Genomic DNA, 17,424 nt, shown 5'->3' on the forward strand with positions numbered 1-17,424 from the left:
AGAGGGGGTCATTGTTTTTTTAGGTTTAAAATAGAACAAACCCTTGCAATAGCAAGGATTGAAATAAATAAAACAACGATAGTGTTAACACTATCAAATCCACCAGAGGAGAAAATAGATGATGAATTAAAAGATACTATTCAGAATAATTATGATATACAAGAACACACAACTGAGAAATTGAAAGAAAATATTAAAGAGCTAAAAGAAAATGTGTATATGAATGAAGATAAATATAAAAATAGTGAAAGTACAATCACCTATAAATCTAAAACTACAGTTGAAAATACTACAGTATTAAGATGCTGCAAAAATGAAGATATTAAATCAGATTTTTTATTAAAGGATGCAGTTGTTAAGATTCCTGTTGTATTATCTGAAATAGAAGTGCCAATTTTTATAGTGGCTACTGAAGAGTTCAAAGAGCCTATATTGAAAATAATGTCTTTAGATAAAAAGGTAGTATTAAAAAGATGTCAACTAGTTACGTGTACGAATAAGTTATTTATAAAAGGAGTTGTAGAGGAGGAGATAGAATATTCTACTGTAAATTATTCTGATAAGGACTCTGTAAATGGAGAAATAAAAAAGGTTATTTTAAATATTCCATTTAAATGTTCAACAGAAATTTCTTTTGTTACTAAGCCTATACTTAATAACAATTCATATCTTTTGAATATGGAATCATTAATAGAAGGTATTAATGATAAGGGTACATATGAGAGATGCAATGAAGACTTAGACCATTTTAGTGAAAGTGTATTTTGCAACCTAAAGAGCAGTAGAATAATAGAAGTTAATAATAAACAGCATAATAAGGAATCAGAAAATGTATTAAAAGAAACAGATACATTTAAAAGGATAGATAAAAAAATGATTTTGGTTTTAAAACTTACATTATTACAAAATCAAGATGTATTTAATTATAATAAAAATAAGTCAATAACACCTTGATTTATATAAAGGTATATTAAAGTAGTACAAGTAATCATTAATTCCTACTACTTATATTTAAATATGGGTAGTTATAACTACTTGTACAACTTAAAAACCTTATTCAACTATAGATAATTCTTCGGATGCATAGTAATTATTGATGTATCCTTCATAAATGATCTCTTTATTACGTATTTTTAATAAGTCATTTGTTTTTATAAGCGATGGAGTTTTATTAGATTCATAGAGATTACAATTAATTAAAATCTCAGAAACAAATTCAGAACAAAAATAATGAGTCTTTCTCTTTATAGGGACATTAGCCAATATAGCAAATAAGCCTATAAAATTATACTTGTATTTGTACTTTTCCTCTAAGAATCTATTTACTTCTTTTTTTATAGAATTAAATTCAATTTCAGATACTTTAACTTTGTATATTAAACATTCACTATCAATAAACTTCTTGTACACACCTTCATGCAAGTTTTCTTCAACGAATCCGCCTAAGAATGGATTATTAGGATGAAGTCTGCCAAAAGAGTACATAGTAGTGAAAGATTTATCAAAGCTAATTGAGGAATGGACATATTTAATTTTACTTATTATAGTAATAAGTCTAGAAAGCCAGGTTCCTGTTTTTGAAAAGACTAGATAAATATAGTTATCATTCATAATAATATAAATTCAACTCCCTAAGTAATGGATAAGTACAGGTAATGCATTGTTGTTTAGAAAAAGATTAAAACATGTATATTTAGAATAGGGGAATATATTAATATAAAAATCTTCCTATAAACACTATTGTATGTTATAATAAAGATAGTTAATTATAACATATAAAGTTATTTAGTAATAAAAAATAATATTTAAAGATATTAAAAAATGGTTGCTTATTTAAAAAATGTATGTTATATTTAAATAGTCGCAAGAATAAAAAAAGCGACGGAGATTTAATATGATTTAAACATTACCTTTTTAGGCATATAAAGTAAATCAGTTTTTAAATCTTAATATAAATAAAAAGGAGAAATGTTTAAATGGCAGATAAGAATTTAATATGTAAAGACTGTGGTAAAGAATTTGTTTTCACTGAGGGAGAACAAGAATTTTACAAAGAAAAAGGTTTCGAAAACGAACCACAAAGATGCCCTGATTGTAGAAGAGCTAGAAAGCAACAAAACAACAGAGGATTCCAAAGATAGTCTAAACAGAATGATAAGAGTATAGAAAGCAATTTCTATACTCTTTTTTATATACCAATACTTATTGTATTTGGTTAAAGAAATTATTACTTAAATACATAAAGGTATTATAAGTAATAAAAGACGGAAGATATCTTAAAATATCTTCCGTCTTTTAGAATAATTAATTATTCTTGTATACTATCATTTTTAAAGGTACCAGTTTCTGTACTTCCATCTGCATATACATACATACCAACCCCATGCTTTAGATCATTTTCAAAATTACCAATATATTTGTTGCCATCTGACCAGGTGTGGATACCATATCCATGTCTTAAGTCATGGTCCCAGTTTCCTGTATATGAGTCTCCATCATACCAAGTGTAGGTACCAGTACCTGATTTTTCTCCATTATTCCACTGACCTATATATACTTCCCCATCGGGCCAAGTATATATACCGTACCCATTTTTTTCATCATCTTTCCATTGACCTATATATTTTTCTCCATTAGACCATATGTGGGTTCCATCCCCATCCATCTTATCATCTTTCCATTGGCCTATATATTTGCTTCCATCTTTATAAATATAAGTTCCATCTCCATGCATCTTACCATTATTTTTTTCACCTAGGTAAGTTCCTCCATGAACATGTGTAGACACAGCTTTTTTATTGCTGTCTATCTTCATTTTATTTAAGATATCACCCTTTAGTTTAATTTTATTGAAATTAGTATTTTGTATGTTTTTAATTTTAATTTTAAACACCATCCTTTGTAATTTTGAGTAAGATGCAATATTGTAACCTTTAATTTATCCAAAATTAATAATTTGTTTCGGATAATAAAGAATTAAGAACTTAATAATAGATAATTATACTAAAATAAGTTAAGAATTACTTGATAGAAGAGTTATAACTTCATTATATCATAATTCATATAAAGATTATTTTTATTATGAAAGAATAGACATTGATAATATACAAATAAAATATTAAAATAATATTGATAAGTAAACATAAACTTTGAAATTAATATTATTTTATAAGGAGGAATTTATGATTATTCAATGGTTTAAAGGATTGGATCCTATAATGCAAGCTCTTTTTGCAACTTTATTTACTTGGTTTGTAACTGCGCTTGGAGCAGCACTGGTATTTCTTTTTAAAACAATAAATAAAAAGGTTTTAAATGGAATGCTAGGTTTCGCAGCGGGGGTTATGATAGCTGCCAGTTTCTGGTCTTTGTTAGCACCTGCAATAGAGATGTCAGAAGCTAGTGGTGGAAGTGCCTGGATACCTGCCGCTGTAGGGTTTTTAATGGGGGGTGGATTTTTATGGGCTGTAGATAAGATATTGCCACATCTTCATATAGGAGCGCCTATAGAGGAAGCTGAAGGTATTAAAACCAGTTGGGAAAGAAGTGTGCTTTTAGTATTGGCTATTACTCTTCATAACATACCAGAAGGATTGGCTGTTGGTGTTGCATTTGGAGCTATAGCTGCAGATTTACCATCTGCATCTTTAGCTGGTGCTATGGCGCTAGCTATTGGAATAGCTATTCAAAACTTTCCTGAAGGCGCAGCAGTTTCTATACCATTAAGAAGGGAAGGTCTTTCAAGATGGAAGAGCTTTTTATATGGTCAAGCATCAGGAATAGTTGAGCCTATTGCAGGGGTTCTAGGGGCAGTTGCAGTAATTGCAATGAAACCTATTTTACCTTATGCCCTATCATTTGCAGCAGGAGCTATGATATATGTTGTTGTAGAAGAACTTATACCAGAAGCTCAAGCAGAAAGAAATAGTGATGTTGGAACTATTGGAGCTATGATAGGCTTTGCAATAATGATGGTACTAGATGTTGCTCTTGGGTAGAAATTAGCAATATAACTTTATAAAAGTTTAAATAAGAGGTAGATTATATGTTTTAAATTATAGTCTTCCTCTTTATTTTTAAAGATATGAATTAAATAAAACATTAGTGAAAACCTATTATAAATGATAGAATAAATATATAAATATAAAATTTACTTGTAGGGGAGAAAAACATGGAATATACGATAATAGCAACATCCACCTTTGGATTAGAAAAGGTTGTAGCAAATGAGCTTAAGGCTTTAGGATATGAAGATTTAACTATAGAAAATGGTAAAGTTATGTTTCAAGGCGATGAAATGGATATAGTAACATGTAATATGTGGCTTAGAACAGCAGATAGAGTCTTAATAAGAATGGCTGAATTTAAGGCAGAGAATTTTGAGGAGTTATTCCAAGGAACATTGGCTGTAGAATGGGGAGATTTAATACCTATAACAGGATTTATGCATATAGTAGGGAAGTCCATAAAGTCAAAGCTTCATAGCGTACCAGATTGCCAATCTATAGTTAAGAAGGCAGTTATAGAATCTATGAAAAGAAAGTATAGAAGAGATCTCTTTTCTGAAGATGGGGCTGAATATAAAATAGAAGTAGCTATATTAAAAGATATAGTAACTCTTACAGTAGATACTACAGGTCCTGGACTTCACAAAAGGGGATACAGAGGACTTTCAGGAGAAGCACCTCTTAAGGAAACATTAGCTGCGGCTATGGTGCTTTTAAGTAAGTGGGAGCCTTCGAGAACTTTAGCGGATCCTCTTTGCGGGTCAGGAACTATTGCAATAGAGGCTGCTATGATAGGCAGAAATATAGCACCAGGTATTAATAGAAGCTTTGTATCTGAACAGTGGGAAATGATACCTAAGGACCTTTGGGAAGATATAAGAAAGTATGCAAAAGAAGCTGTAAATGATAAAGAATTTAAAATATTAGCATCGGATATCAATGGTAGTGTACTTAAGACAGCAAGGGAAAATGCTGAAAAGGCAGGGGTAGGAGAAAATGTTGTGTTTCAAAAGCTAGATATAAAAGACTTTAGCAGTAAGAAAAAGTATGGATTTATAATAACAAATCCGCCTTATGGTGAAAGACTTGGAGAAGCTAGTGAAGTAGAAGCTTTATATGAAGATATGGGCGTAGTATATAAGGAATTAAATGAATGGTCATTCTTTGCTATAACCTCACATCTAGGATTCCAAAAGCTTTTTGGAGAAAAGGCTCATAAAAACAGAAAGTTATATAATGGAAGACTACTTTGCTATTACTATCAATATTTTAGCGAGGAACCAAAAAAAGAAAAAAGAGAAGATAACAAAGAAACTAAGAGTGAAGAGATTTGGAAATAAGATCTAATAAGTTATAAATTCAATGATGTTTAAATTATTAATAGTGTTGACAGACTATTTAAATATGATAAGATAATTAAAAGATAAGTTTTAATAAAAATATAATTAAGTTTCGTATAACTCTAATGATATGGTTTAGGGGTGTCTACCAGGGACCAATAATTCCTGATTACGAAGAAGGTATACTTTTGTATATCTTCTTTGTGGTCAGGATTTTTTTGTTTTAATAATTTTAAATGGAGGAAAGTATATGAATTTAAAGGATTTACCGAAAATAGAGCTTCACTGTCACTTAGATGGAAGTGTTAGGCCAAAGACCATAATTGATATAGCAAAAAGAGAGAAGATTGATATTCCAAGTTATGATATAAAAGAAATAACAGACCTTATGATAGCTCCTATGGAATGTGCTTCTCTTGATGAATATCTAGAAAAGTTTTCATTGCCTATAAAGATAATGCAAAGTGAGTATAGTCTTAAAAGGATAACCTATGAATTACTAGAAGATGCAGCAAAAGAAAATGTTAAGTATATGGAAATAAGGTTTGCTCCTTTGCTGCATACTAATGGAGGTCTTGATACTAAAAGGATTATAGAAAGTGTCTTAAGTGGCATCAAACAAGCAGAAGGGAAATATGATATTAAAGGTAATCTAATATTATCATTTTTGAAGACGTCTCCACCTAGCAGCATTTTTGAAGTTTTAGAAATTGGGAAAGAGTATTTAAATAAAGGCGTAGTAGCTGTAGATCTTTGCGGAGCTGAAAGAAAAGGCTTTGCAAAAGAATTTATTGAGCCTATGGCTTTAGCTAAAAGATATGGGTATAGAATTACTATTCATGCTGGTGAGACTGGAATTGGAGAAAATGTATTAGATTCAATTGAACTTTTAGGAGCAGAAAGAATAGGGCATGGAGTAAATATTGATAATTGCAAAAGGGCATATGATATGGTTCAAGACAGAGGAATTGCACTAGAGATCTGTATGAGTAGCAATGTACAGACAAAGGCTGTGGATACAATAAAAAACCACCCTATGTATGATTTTTATAAGGATGGAATTAAAGTTACATTAAATACAGATAATAGAACTGTTTCTAATACAGATATGAGTAAGGAAATTTCCTTAGCATTAAAAGAATTTGATATTAGTAAAGATGATTATAAGAAGATTTATTATAATGGGATAGATGTATGCTTTGCTAATGAAACAACAAAAGAAAGATTAAGGGGGTATATGTAAAGATTTTGTAAGGTCAAAAGTAACGTAAAAAAGAGCTTCTCAATTGAAAAATTAATCTCAATATTATGTTTTTTGAGTTAAGCTCTTTTAATTTACTTTTACAATATAGCTTACTTAAAAGTTCTAGCTATTTTTATATTTGATTTTTTTGAATAGCTTATTTTGAACTTTTAGCTATTTCAATGTTTACTCTTCTGCCTTCAAGACTTTTTCCTGAACAATTGTTTAATATACTGTCTACAGCATCAGATTTTACATCTATAAATGTAAATTTATCAAGTATATCTATATTTCCAATAGAGTTTCTATCTGCATTTGAATTATCAGTTAAAAAGTCTACTAGAGATTTAGGTTTTACTTTATCTAAGTGACCTATGCTTAAGAATAATCTTGAAACATTGCCATTGTTACTATTACTACGTCTATTGTTATAACTATTGCTATTATTGCTATAGCCATTGCTATTGCTGTAACTACTGTTGTTATTTGATGCAATATCATTATTTTCATTAGAATTATAACTTATTTCTTTTCCGTAGATCATAGTCATTAAAGCAGCGCTAACATCAATTAAATCATATTCTTCGTCTAGTTCTGTTACAATAGGTACAAACTTGCTGTACTCTTTGTTTTCTAAAGTTTCTTTAACCTTTTTGATAATACTTGCATACTTTGCAGTGAATATATCATCTATTGTTGGTATTGGTTTTCTTTTAATCTTGCCTTTTGTAGCACTTTCTATTTGTTTTAAAGTTTTATACTCTCTAGGACTTACTAAAGTATAAGCTACACCCTTTTTGTTTGCTCTACCAGTTCTTCCGATTCTATGAACATAAGATTCTGTATCTTGAGGTAGGTCATAGTTTATAACATGAGTTATATTAGTAACATCAATACCTCTAGCAGCAACATCTGTAGCTACTAAGAAATCTATACTGTCATCTTTGAACTTTCTTAAAGTATTTAATCTTTGGTTTTGGTTCATGTCTCCATGCATTCCTTCAACACTATATCCTCTAGATTGCATAGATTCTACTACTTCGTCTACACCCTTTTTAGTCTTACAAAAGATTAGGCAACTTTCAGGTCCTTCTACATCAAGAATTCTACATAAACTTTCAAATCGCTCATTATGCTTTATTTCATAATAAAACTGCTCTACTGTTGATACTGTCATTTGATTTTTTAATATAGAAATATGCTTAGTATCTTTTTTCATGTATCTTTGTGCAATTTTCTTTATAGTATTAGGCATTGTTGCAGAAAATAAAAGTGTTTGTCTTTCTTCATTTGAAGATTGGATTATAAGTTCTATGTCTTCAACAAATCCCATATTTAGCATTTCATCAGCTTCATCAAGTACAAGGAAGTCTATAAACTTTAAGTCTAAAATCTTTCTTCTTAAAAGGTCTAGAACTCTTCCTGGGGTTCCGACTATAATGTCGGGGTTTCTTCTTATAGCTTGAATTTGTCTATCTATAGATTGACCGCCATATACTGGTAGCATTTTTAAATTAGAATCCTTACCAATCCTTACTAGTTCATCACTAACTTGTATAGCAAGCTCTCTTGTAGGTGTAAGTATTATACCATGAATTTTATTTGAAGATCTGTTAAGATTACTTATTATTGGTGCTCCAAAAGCTAAAGTTTTACCTGTGCCTGTTTGAGCCTGACCGATAACATCAAAACCTTCTAAGATAATAGGTATTACCTCTTGTTGAATTTTAGATGGTTCTTCAAATCCCATACCTTCGATGGATTTAAGTACATTTTCATTAAGTGTTAAATCATTAAATTTTAAATTTTCCATTATTTCTCCTCCAAACATAACAACTAATTATAATATAGTATGCCAACTTTTGCAAGGAATATTTATAAAGTTGTTAATGTTATATTTTTATTACCTTAGTATTTGCAAAGATATCATGAATGCCTTGGTTATTTGGGGCAGTATTTATTAAGTAAAAAGAAAAGAATATTAATATTAAACCTAGTAAGGGTATTGTATACATTAGCTTGGCTACTTCTCTATATAATATCTGGATGGGTGACACACTAGTCGCATCCTTTGAGCAAATTTTAAGGTTAAACAAATACTTTCCAATGGTATAACCTTTAGTTATTATAGGTAATAACACTAAGAATATTATATATAATATTCCACAATATAAATAAGATATATTTATATTGAATCCAAGATTTTTAAAGATAACTAAAGGTATGGCAATAGATATTAGTAAATCTATAATTAATGACCCTAGTCTATTTATAATTTCGAATTTCATTTAATTATTAAACCTCCACTTAATTATTTGCATTGAAATTTATCCGATGGCTACCATCCGTAACATCCCTATCTTCTTCAAGGTGGGGTATGACGGCTGCTACGCCCCTGGATAAGTTCTTCTAAGACTCAAATGGAGAGATGTATTCCTTATAAGCAAACTCCACCTGAGTCTAAGAATCACTTGATAGCGCCAAATGCTATATTATGATAAAATATAAGATAACATAGAGTTTTTAAAAAGTTATAATTGAAATAATCATTTCCATTATAACGAAAGATATAGCTATTAATCAACTTAAATCAGAGCTTTAAACTTTTAAATTCTAAAAAAACAACCTTTTTTAGAAAAACTCTTAATATTAGACTAAAAATCAGGAGGGATAAGATGAGTACAGGAATTTTAGTATTAATTAATGCATTGATTATGTTAGGGCTTGTTTATGTTCTTGCAGTTATGCAAAAGAAGCACTATTCTTTTTCAAAGAGAGTTTTCCTGGCCTTAGGCGTTGGTATATTATATGGAGCTATATTGCAATTGGTTTATACTCCAACATCAGATGTTGTGTTAAAATCTAATGTTTGGTTCGCTATAATAGGTACTGGATATGTAAGACTTTTAAAAATGATAGTTATTCCGTTAATCTTTGTTTCCATCACAACTGCTATTATAAATCAGGATTCAAAAAATTTAGGTAAGATGGCAGGATTAATAATTGCCGTTTTAGTTATAACAGCAGGAATATCAGCAGGAGTAGGAGCAGGTACTGCAAAAGTTTTTAACTTAAATGCAGAAGGATTGCAATCAGGAGAAAATGAAGCTAAAGCAAGTGAAAAGCTTGAATCAACACTTAAAGATTTTGAAACAAAGTCTGTTCAAGATCAGATAATAGAGATAATACCTACAAATCCTTTTTACTCAATGACAGGTCAAGGGAGTGCTGCAACTTTATCAGTGGTATTTTTTGCAGCCTTTTTAGGTGTTAGCACTATAGGTGTAAAGAAAAAGAAGCCAGAATCTGCTGAGTTCTTTATTAAGTTTTTGAACTCACTTCATGATGTTGTAATGAGGATGGTTACACTTATATTAAGGCTAACTCCTTATGGGGTACTTGCTTTAATGACTAGGATGGTTTCTACCAGTAATTTTAGTGAGATACTAAGGTTACTAAGTTTTGTTATAGCATCTTATGTAGCATTAATTATAATGTTTGCAATACATTTGATAATAATTGCGGCTTTTGGATTAAATCCAATTACCTATATTAAAAAGACCGCTTCTGTTCTAACATTTGCTTTTACAGCAAGAACAAGTGCTGGAGCTATACCTTTAAATGTTGAAACACAAGTAGAAAAGTTAGGAGTACCAGCTGGATATGCTAACCTTTCGGCATCTCTTGGATCTAGCATAGGACAAAATGGTTGTGCGGGTATATATCCTGCTATGCTTGCAGTTATGATAGCACCCACTGTAGGTATAAATCCATTAGCACCTGCATTTTTAATTAAGCTTATAATAGTTACAGCAATAAGCTCTTTTGGAATAGCAGGGGTAGGTGGTGGAGCAACATTTGCAGCTTTAACAGTATTATCTGCCATGGGGCTTCCTGTAGGTTTAGTTGGACTACTAATAGCAATAGAACCATTAATAGATATGGGCAGAACTGCACTTAATGTAAGTGGGTCTATAGTATCAGGAGTAGTATCTAGCAGAATAATGAAAGAACTAGATACAGATATATACAATGGTGATATACAAAAGCTAGCAAAGTAAAAAGTTTTATCAAATAATTACTTTGTAAATATATACTTAAAACAATAAATTAAGAGGCTGTGGTACTAAAAAATTAGTACCACAGCCTCTTGGTTTTTTAGAGTTACTAATGCGAAGCTAAATACTTTGATTTTTGGAAATATTTAAGATTTGCGATCTATGATAATCATAGGGTAAAATTGTACAATAAAATAATGATAAAGATCATGTATTTAAAAAACCAATTGATTATATTATAGCTATTCATATTAGCTATTGGACAGGCAATTTGTTAAATGATACATTTAAAATCAAAATATGTTTAGGAGGTATTTATATGAAAAAAGATCAGTTTGTTGAGGAAGTAAGACATACTGCAGAGGGGTATTTTGAAAGAGGAGAATTCTTCTGCTCCGAAGCTGTGGTTAAAACAATTAATGATATGTTAGATAAGCCTTACGATGAAAATGTTACAAAATTAGCTTCAGGATTTCCAGTTGGTATTGGTAAATCAGGCTGTGTCTGTGGAGCTGTAAGTGGCGGTGTAATGGCATTAGGTATGGTTTATGGAAGAGAACATGGGGAAGATATGCAAGAAAAGATGTTTCCTATGTCAGCAGATTTACATGATCATATAAAAGGAATATACAAGAGTACTTGCTGTAGAGTAATGACAAAAAACTTTGAATTTACATCACCAGAAAGAAAAGCTCATTGCATAAAGATTACTGGAGAAGTAGCTGCATATATAGCAGAAAAATTATATGAAGATGATAAATTAAATAAAGATGAAAATAATTAATAGGGTGGAATGTTAGTTATGGAGCTTAATATACTTCAAACATTAGCAGTACTTATAATATTCCTAGTTATAGGATATACTCTCCAAAAAAGTGTAAATGTTTTAAGAGAGAGTTACGTGCCTGCACCAGTGATAGGAGGACTGCTATTTTCCATAGTTTTAGCTATTGCAAAGAATTATGTTACCTTAAAATTAGACTTCTCTGCACTTCCTATATTTGTAGCAGGATTTTTCTTATCTATAGGTCTTAGAATAGACTTTGCTACATTTAAGAAAAATTTAAAGTTACAGTTATTATTTTTGTTTTTAGTTATAATGGTAGCTTTAATGCAAAACGTAGTAAGCCTTGGAATAGGAAAGGTTCTTGGAAAATCATCCTATGACATAATTATATCAGGCTCATTAGGACTTATGGGTGATCACACATTAGGGGGACTCGTACCTAGTTTCCTAGAAGGTGGTAAACCAGTAATGCAGTCACTTACATCCCTTTCTATACTAACTTTATACATAGGTGCTATAGTAGGTGGGTTATTTTTTAAGAAGTTAAAAAATAAGGTAGACTTGTCCAAAAATTTAAGGATACCAGCACCGAGTTTTACACCTCAAGAATTTTTGCAATATATTTTAATCTTTGTGGTGGGGATAGCCATTTCATTGTTGCCAACTCAATATGGATTTAGTAAATATATAAATCCAGCAGGAGGAGGTTTTATATTAGGGTTAATACTAAGATGGATTTTTGACGCTTCAAAGGTCTATGAGGTTAAAGCACCTAATGTAAATCTTATAGGTAATTTTTGTTTATCCATGCTACTTATAACTACATTTTCTATGTTTGATATAACAATGATATTTAAAGTAAGCTTATATAATTTAGTTCTTATGATTATACAATTAGCTTGGTTAATAGCACTAAGTTATTACGTGGTATTTAAATTGTATAAAAAGAATCCGCTAGCATCTTATGTTGCAACGGGATTAATAGGGTTCAGTGTAGGAATGCCAGCAAGTACAATGAGTAATTTGCAATGCTTAACTGAAAGAGAAGGGGCACTTCCAATAGTTTTATTCATTGTACCACCAGTAGGGGCTTGGATAATTAATATATTTAATATGTTCATTATAAAGTTGTTTTTATAAAACATCATTAAATTTTATAATTACCTATTATGTAGATAATAAAAACACAATATTTTATGAAAAAATAGAGATAGGCTAAAGCCTATCTCTATTTTTATATGATAAATTTAGAACCTTTAGATATTAAAGAATATCATGGATTACATATTTAATTTGTCTTCATATGATATAATTAAGGTTACAATAATAACATGTAGTACATTAATTTTAGGTGGTAGGTGAAAATATGCAAGTATTTATAAAAGAGTTTAATGAACTTTCTTTAGATGAATTATATGATATCCTTTCTTTAAGAAATGAAGTGTTTATTGTTGAACAAAACTGTGCCTATGAAGATTGCGATGGTAAGGATAAGTTTTGTTACCATGTTTATTATAAAGAAGGAAAAGAGATTATAGCTTATGCAAGGATCCTTAAAAAAGGATTATCCTATGAAGAAGTTTCTATAGGTAGGGTTATTGTTAAAAAACCATATAGAAGAAAAAGACTTGCATTTGAACTTATGAAAAACGCTATAGAATTTATTCAAGTATTTTTAAAAGAAGATTCAATTAGATTATCTTCTCAGGTTTACGCAAAAGGACTATATGAATCACTAGGATTTAAAGAAGATTTAGAGGAATATCTAGAGGATAATATACCACATATAGAAATGATATATAATACAAAGATATAAACTTTAAATAGCAGTATAGCTATAAAGATATAATTTTAACACAAGCATTGGGGGGATAAGATTGAAGATAGGACTAGTAAGGCACTTTAAAGTTAATATAGAACATAAAAGATATATGAATTCAACAGAATATAATGAATATGCAAATAGATATAATATTTCAGAGGTATTTGAAAAAGAAGTAGATTTAGGCAATGTAACATGGAATAAATGTTATTGTAGTAATCTTTCAAGGGCTATATTTACGGCTAAAAGTATATATAAAGGAGATATAATTGTAACAGAGTCTCTTCGTGAAATTCAAACTCTGTCTAGGTTTAATACAAGGTTACCATTACATTACTATCTTTGGGATGTTATAGGTAGGGTGGCTTGGATTAAAGATCATCCATCTCAACCAGAAATAAGAAGTCTTACTAAAGTCAGAGTTGAAAATATTTTAGATGAAATAATAGCAGATGCTAAAGAGGAAGATAATATACTTATAGTAAGTCATGCGGGTATAATGTATTCAATTAGAAAAGAACTTGAAAGACGTGGATTTAAAGGCCATAAGTTCTTAAAGGCAGAAAATGGTAAGTTGTATTTATATGAAAGGTAAGATTGATAGAAAATAAATAATGAAATAATCTATACTTTATACTAAATATATATATATAAATAAGTTTTAGATAAAAAGTTTTATAAAAACCTTACTTTTTGGGTATTAATATAAGTAGTACTTATCCAAGGAGTGAGGTTTTTGAGTTTAATTACAATACCAGATCATCTAATAGGAACAGTTATATCTGCTTTAGCTATTATATTAGGTACACTTATAGGTGCTTTTTGTAGCTGGGTTATAAGCAGTAAAAACACAAAAAAGAGTATAGAAGAACAGTATAGGATTATGAAAGAAAATATAAAATATGAGGAAATATATAAGAAACAAAAGCTTTGTGAAAACGCAAATATGATAAGGCTAGATATATGTACAACTATCTTTCAAAGTATAAGATTTTTAAGAGATAATAAAGGACATGTGGAAACACAATATCCAATACCTATAAATAAGGATTATTCCTGTGTTGTATCTTCTTTAAGTGATAAGTATTCACTTAAAGAATTAAGTTACATATATCAACTTTATGGAATAATTGAAAAGTTAAATTTTGATATATTAAATTGTGGTACATATGAAGATAGCTGTAACTTTAATAAAATATGTGAGGGATATAAGTCTGTTTTAGTTAAATTATATGGAGAAAACTTTAAGAGTATTTTAAAAGTGGATATAGAAAGGATAAGCTACGAGGAGCTTTATAATAATAAATATATAAAAGAAGGCTATAAAAAGGTTTTAAAAAGGCTGGATCATTTATGTTTTGTAGAAAACTTAAATAAGTCTTCTGAAAAAGAATAATGGCAAAAAAGGATTAAGTTTATTAAAAGGTTTATGGAGCAATACAACTAAAGGCATTTGGAGGCTAAAATTAAGTAGACAATTACATGTCGTTTATTTAGGATATCTTTTATTAAGAACACCATAAAGGGTTTAAAAGATATAAAAATTGACATTGACAAGTCCTATAACATAGTGTATAAATATGTATAAAGTGAATATGGTTGTGATAGAGGAGCGGTATCTAAGAGTAACTTTACTAAGTTAAGCACTATGATGTAAGGTAAAAGGGGTTATCGCCGAAGAGTAGAACTAATGCTTTAATGTTCTATTTCTGGTTTTACATAAAATATATGTTTAATTGTCGCAAATTTTAATTTGTGGAGAGCTATCATGCAACGGAACCTTTGTTTTAATTTAACATTTTGTTATTATGGGTCCTGGAGTATGAATACTCTAGGGCTTTTTTTAGGTTCTAGCATTGATATTTATTAAATCTACCTTCCAAGTATTCACATAAAAACGGGGAGGGTTTATCATGAAAATAAAAAACAAAAGAATTTTGTTAATGACGGTTATGTTTATTTGTATATTATCTACAGTGGTTTTAGCGGCAGAAGTGTCTGAAACTGCGGATATAAATTCCATAAGGCTAGGTATATTCACCTTGCTTCCACCAGTGGTGGCAATAGTATTAGCATTTATAACTAAAAATGTAGTCATATCTTTATTTTTAGGAGTTTTAGTAGGATGTTTTTTACTTAATTTAAATGGACTTAACATATTTATGGCCTTATTTTATTCCTTTTTAGATTTGGTAAAGTATGTACTTAATTCTTTAGCAGATCCATGGAATGCAGGCATAATATTACAATGTTTAACCATAGGAGGCCTTATAGCACTTATAACAAAGATGGGCGGAACAAAGGCAGTTGCAAAAGCTCTCGCTAAAAAGGCTAAGGGTCCAATAAGTGCTCAAGTCATAACTTGGTTTTTAGGTCTACTTGTGTTCTTTGATGATTATGCAAATTCATTAATAGTAGGGCCTATAATGAAACCAGTAACGGATAGCATGAAGGTGTCAAGGGAGAAACTGGCCTTTATAATTGATGCCACAGCAGCTCCTATTGCAGGGCTTGCGCTTATATCCACTTGGATTGGATATGAACTAAGTTTAATAAAAGATGGATATTTAGCAATAGGGCAAGAAGTTGATGCTTTTGGAATGTTTATATCTACAATACCTTATAGATTTTATAATATATTTATACTTTTATTTACTCTATTTACTGCCATATTTTTAAGAGAATTTGGGCCTATGCTTAAGGCTGAAAGAAGAGCTAGAACAACAGGCAAGGTTATGAGTGATACAGCAAATCCTATGTTAGTAGAAAATGCGGATGAGATGGAACCAAAAGAAGGTATAAAGCTTAGTATATGGAATGCTATAATTCCTATAGGAACTCTCATTATAGGAGCCTTTGCAGGGTTTTATTATAATGGATATGTGACAATAATGGCAGGGGAAGATGCGGTAGCACAGTCTATTATAACTTCATCTCCACTTTCAATAAGAGCTATACAAAGCGCCTTTGGAAATGCAGATGCATCTATAGTTATATTTCAAGCAGCCTTACTTGCATCTATAGTAGCTATAATAATGGGTATTTCTAAAAAGATATTTAAAATAGGTGAGGCCATAGATATATGGGTGGGTGGAATGAAGTCACTTATTATAACTGGAGTTATTTTATTATTAGCTTGGTCATTAAGTAGCGTTATAAAGGAACTTGGTACAGCAAAATATTTAGTATCATTATTATCAGATACTATACCACAGTTTTTATTACCTGCTCTTATATTTCTTTTAGGATCAATAATATCCTTTGCAACAGGTACTGCTTATGGAACTATGGGTATATTAATGCCACTTACAATTCCACTAGCAAGCTCAATGTCATCAGATCCAAAGTTTGTTATTATGAGCATAGGAGCAGTACTTACAGGTGCAATATTTGGAGATCACTGCTCTCCGATTTCAGATACAACTATACTTTCATCTATGGGGTCTGGGTGCGACCACTTAGATCATACTAAGACGCAAATATGGTATGCTATATTTGTAGCAATGTTTGCAGTTATATTTGGATATATACCTGTAGGGTTAAACGTTCCAGTTTATATAGTTTTGCCTGTAGATGTAATTATATTAGGGGCGCTTGTATATTTAATAGGAAAACCTGTAGAAGTTAAAGAATCTAAATAAAGAATATAAGATTTAATATAGGCAGGTTTTTAAACTTATAGCTAGTAAAATGTTAGTTTAGGTATAGAAACCTGTTTATGCTATTTTATAAATATGGTATTATATAGTTAGAAGTATCATATTAACTTTTAATTATAATATAATATGATAAGAAATAATTAAAAGCAAGTTAGTTGAAAGGCGGTGAGCTCCTTATAATGATTAAGGAGATATTATGGTAATTGAAAGTGCAATTGCGTTCATTGTAGCTTTAATATTATTATTTATAATAGTTAAGTTATTTTCCTGGCCTTTAAAGATATTATTTAAATTAATCATCAATGGTGTACTTGGAGCATTGACTTTATTATTAGTTAACTTTATTGGAGGACACTTTGGAGTAACAGTGGGTATTAATGCAGTAACAGCGTTAATAGCGGGATTCTTTGGTGTTCCAGGGGTAATATTTTTAGTGATATTTAAAAACTTTTTATAGGGATAAAATAATTTTAAATGGATTACTTTTATAAAAGCTCGGTATATATCT

At 30.0% G+C, this 17,424-nt stretch carries 17 protein-coding genes and 2 riboswitches; of the genes, 13 read left to right on the forward strand and 4 right to left on the reverse strand.

The genetic code is table 11. The annotated features are described in order from the left end of the window. On the forward strand, positions 1 to 954 hold a 954-nt coding region (locus BD821_RS13380; RefSeq protein WP_169993970.1), incomplete at its 5' end, for a hypothetical protein. A gap of 99 nt (positions 955 to 1,053) precedes the next feature. On the opposite strand, the gene BD821_RS04345 is transcribed toward BD821_RS13380, so the two are convergent. After that, positions 1,054 to 1,611: a hypothetical protein gene (locus tag BD821_RS04345; protein WP_104409486.1), complete on the reverse strand. Its 558-nt coding sequence runs from the start codon at positions 1,609 to 1,611 to the stop codon at positions 1,054 to 1,056. Positions 1,612 to 1,976: 365 nt separating this feature from the next. Between BD821_RS04345 and BD821_RS04350 the strand changes: the two genes are divergently transcribed. Continuing rightward, positions 1,977 to 2,141: a zinc-ribbon domain-containing protein gene (locus tag BD821_RS04350; RefSeq protein WP_104409487.1), complete on the forward strand. Its 165-nt coding sequence runs from the start codon at positions 1,977 to 1,979 to the stop codon at positions 2,139 to 2,141. A gap of 167 nt (positions 2,142 to 2,308) precedes the next feature. On the opposite strand, the gene BD821_RS04355 is transcribed toward BD821_RS04350, so the two are convergent. Then, entirely contained in the window at positions 2,309 to 2,893 is a 585-nt protein-coding gene (locus BD821_RS04355; RefSeq protein WP_423236756.1) for an MORN repeat-containing protein, read from the reverse strand. 295 nt (positions 2,894 to 3,188) lie between these two features. Between BD821_RS04355 and BD821_RS04360 the strand changes: the two genes are divergently transcribed. The 3 genes from BD821_RS04360 to add all read left to right on the forward strand — a co-directional run bounded on the left by BD821_RS04360 (position 3,189) and on the right by add (position 6,590). Next, positions 3,189 to 3,998, forward strand: a complete 810-nt coding sequence (locus BD821_RS04360) for a ZIP family metal transporter (RefSeq protein ID WP_104409575.1) — start codon at positions 3,189 to 3,191, stop codon at positions 3,996 to 3,998. 173 nt (positions 3,999 to 4,171) lie between these two features. Then, entirely contained in the window at positions 4,172 to 5,347 is a 1,176-nt protein-coding gene (locus BD821_RS04365; protein ID WP_104409489.1) for a THUMP domain-containing class I SAM-dependent RNA methyltransferase, read from the forward strand. Between the two features lie 92 nt (positions 5,348 to 5,439). Continuing rightward, a riboswitch (purine riboswitch) is annotated at positions 5,440 to 5,539 on the forward strand. Between the two features lie 58 nt (positions 5,540 to 5,597). After that, the gene (gene add / locus BD821_RS04370) at positions 5,598 to 6,590 is read left to right on the forward strand and encodes an adenosine deaminase (protein ID WP_104409490.1); all 993 of its coding nucleotides are present in this window, start codon (positions 5,598 to 5,600) and stop codon (positions 6,588 to 6,590) included. Between the two features lie 157 nt (positions 6,591 to 6,747). On the opposite strand, the gene BD821_RS04375 is transcribed toward add, so the two are convergent. Then, complete coding sequence (locus tag BD821_RS04375; protein WP_104409491.1) at positions 6,748 to 8,403, reverse strand: DEAD/DEAH box helicase; 1,656 nt, start codon at positions 8,401 to 8,403, stop codon at positions 6,748 to 6,750. A gap of 79 nt (positions 8,404 to 8,482) precedes the next feature. Beyond that, the gene (locus BD821_RS04380; protein ID WP_104409492.1) at positions 8,483 to 8,878 is read right to left on the reverse strand and encodes an RDD family protein; all 396 of its coding nucleotides are present in this window, start codon (positions 8,876 to 8,878) and stop codon (positions 8,483 to 8,485) included. Between the two features lie 387 nt (positions 8,879 to 9,265). Here BD821_RS04380 and BD821_RS04385 point away from each other — a divergent pair, with 387 nt between their 5' ends. The 8 genes from BD821_RS04385 to BD821_RS04420 all read left to right on the forward strand — a co-directional run bounded on the left by BD821_RS04385 (position 9,266) and on the right by BD821_RS04420 (position 17,373). Further along, a complete protein-coding gene (locus BD821_RS04385) occupies positions 9,266 to 10,651 on the forward strand; it encodes an L-cystine transporter (protein WP_104409493.1) in 1,386 nt (461 codons plus the stop codon). A 316-nt stretch (positions 10,652 to 10,967) separates the two neighbouring features. Then, positions 10,968 to 11,432, forward strand: coding sequence for a C-GCAxxG-C-C family protein (locus tag BD821_RS04390; RefSeq protein WP_104409494.1), 465 nt, complete (start codon positions 10,968 to 10,970; stop codon positions 11,430 to 11,432). Positions 11,433 to 11,450: 18 nt separating this feature from the next. After that, positions 11,451 to 12,575 carry a sodium/glutamate symporter gene (locus BD821_RS04395; RefSeq protein ID WP_169993973.1) on the forward strand — a complete coding sequence of 375 codons (1,125 nt, stop codon included), beginning with the start codon at positions 11,451 to 11,453 and terminating at the stop codon, positions 12,573 to 12,575. Positions 12,576 to 12,801: 226 nt separating this feature from the next. Continuing rightward, a complete protein-coding gene (locus tag BD821_RS04400; protein ID WP_104409496.1) occupies positions 12,802 to 13,251 on the forward strand; it encodes a GNAT family N-acetyltransferase in 450 nt (149 codons plus the stop codon). Between the two features lie 61 nt (positions 13,252 to 13,312). Further along, the gene (locus tag BD821_RS04405; RefSeq protein WP_104409497.1) at positions 13,313 to 13,852 is read left to right on the forward strand and encodes a histidine phosphatase family protein; all 540 of its coding nucleotides are present in this window, start codon (positions 13,313 to 13,315) and stop codon (positions 13,850 to 13,852) included. A 141-nt stretch (positions 13,853 to 13,993) separates the two neighbouring features. Continuing rightward, complete coding sequence (locus BD821_RS04410) at positions 13,994 to 14,653, forward strand: hypothetical protein (RefSeq protein ID WP_242971459.1); 660 nt, start codon at positions 13,994 to 13,996, stop codon at positions 14,651 to 14,653. Between the two features lie 201 nt (positions 14,654 to 14,854). Then, positions 14,855 to 15,031: riboswitch (Lysine riboswitch) on the forward strand. Between the two features lie 145 nt (positions 15,032 to 15,176). Beyond that, positions 15,177 to 16,898: a Na+/H+ antiporter NhaC family protein gene (locus tag BD821_RS04415; protein WP_104409576.1), complete on the forward strand. Its 1,722-nt coding sequence runs from the start codon at positions 15,177 to 15,179 to the stop codon at positions 16,896 to 16,898. Between the two features lie 214 nt (positions 16,899 to 17,112). Next, on the forward strand, positions 17,113 to 17,373 hold the full coding sequence (locus BD821_RS04420; RefSeq protein ID WP_104409499.1) for a pro-sigmaK processing inhibitor BofA family protein: 261 nt from the start codon (positions 17,113 to 17,115) through the stop codon (positions 17,371 to 17,373). The last annotated feature ends 51 nt before the right edge of the window (positions 17,374 to 17,424 follow it).

Origin of the sequence: Clostridium algidicarnis DSM 15099, from assembly GCF_002934235.1 — a bacterium.
Lineage (GTDB): Bacteria > Bacillota > Clostridia > Clostridiales > Clostridiaceae > Clostridium_L > Clostridium_L algidicarnis.

Coding starts and splice junctions, on each gene's coding strand:
- BD821_RS04345 (WP_104409486.1), bottom strand. CDS start 1,611: ATGAATGATAACTATATTTATCTAGTCTTTTCAAAAACAGGAACCTGG.
- BD821_RS04350 (WP_104409487.1), top strand. CDS start 1,977: ATGGCAGATAAGAATTTAATATGTAAAGACTGTGGTAAAGAATTTGTT.
- BD821_RS04365 (WP_104409489.1), top strand. CDS start 4,172: ATGGAATATACGATAATAGCAACATCCACCTTTGGATTAGAAAAGGTT.
- add (WP_104409490.1), top strand. CDS start 5,598: ATGAATTTAAAGGATTTACCGAAAATAGAGCTTCACTGTCACTTAGAT.
- BD821_RS04375 (WP_104409491.1), bottom strand. CDS start 8,403: ATGGAAAATTTAAAATTTAATGATTTAACACTTAATGAAAATGTACTT.
- BD821_RS04380 (WP_104409492.1), bottom strand. CDS start 8,878: ATGAAATTCGAAATTATAAATAGACTAGGGTCATTAATTATAGATTTA.
- BD821_RS04385 (WP_104409493.1), top strand. CDS start 9,266: ATGAGTACAGGAATTTTAGTATTAATTAATGCATTGATTATGTTAGGG.
- BD821_RS04390 (WP_104409494.1), top strand. CDS start 10,968: ATGAAAAAAGATCAGTTTGTTGAGGAAGTAAGACATACTGCAGAGGGG.
- BD821_RS04395 (WP_169993973.1), top strand. CDS start 11,451: ATGGAGCTTAATATACTTCAAACATTAGCAGTACTTATAATATTCCTA.
- BD821_RS04400 (WP_104409496.1), top strand. CDS start 12,802: ATGCAAGTATTTATAAAAGAGTTTAATGAACTTTCTTTAGATGAATTA.
- BD821_RS04420 (WP_104409499.1), top strand. CDS start 17,113: ATGGTAATTGAAAGTGCAATTGCGTTCATTGTAGCTTTAATATTATTA.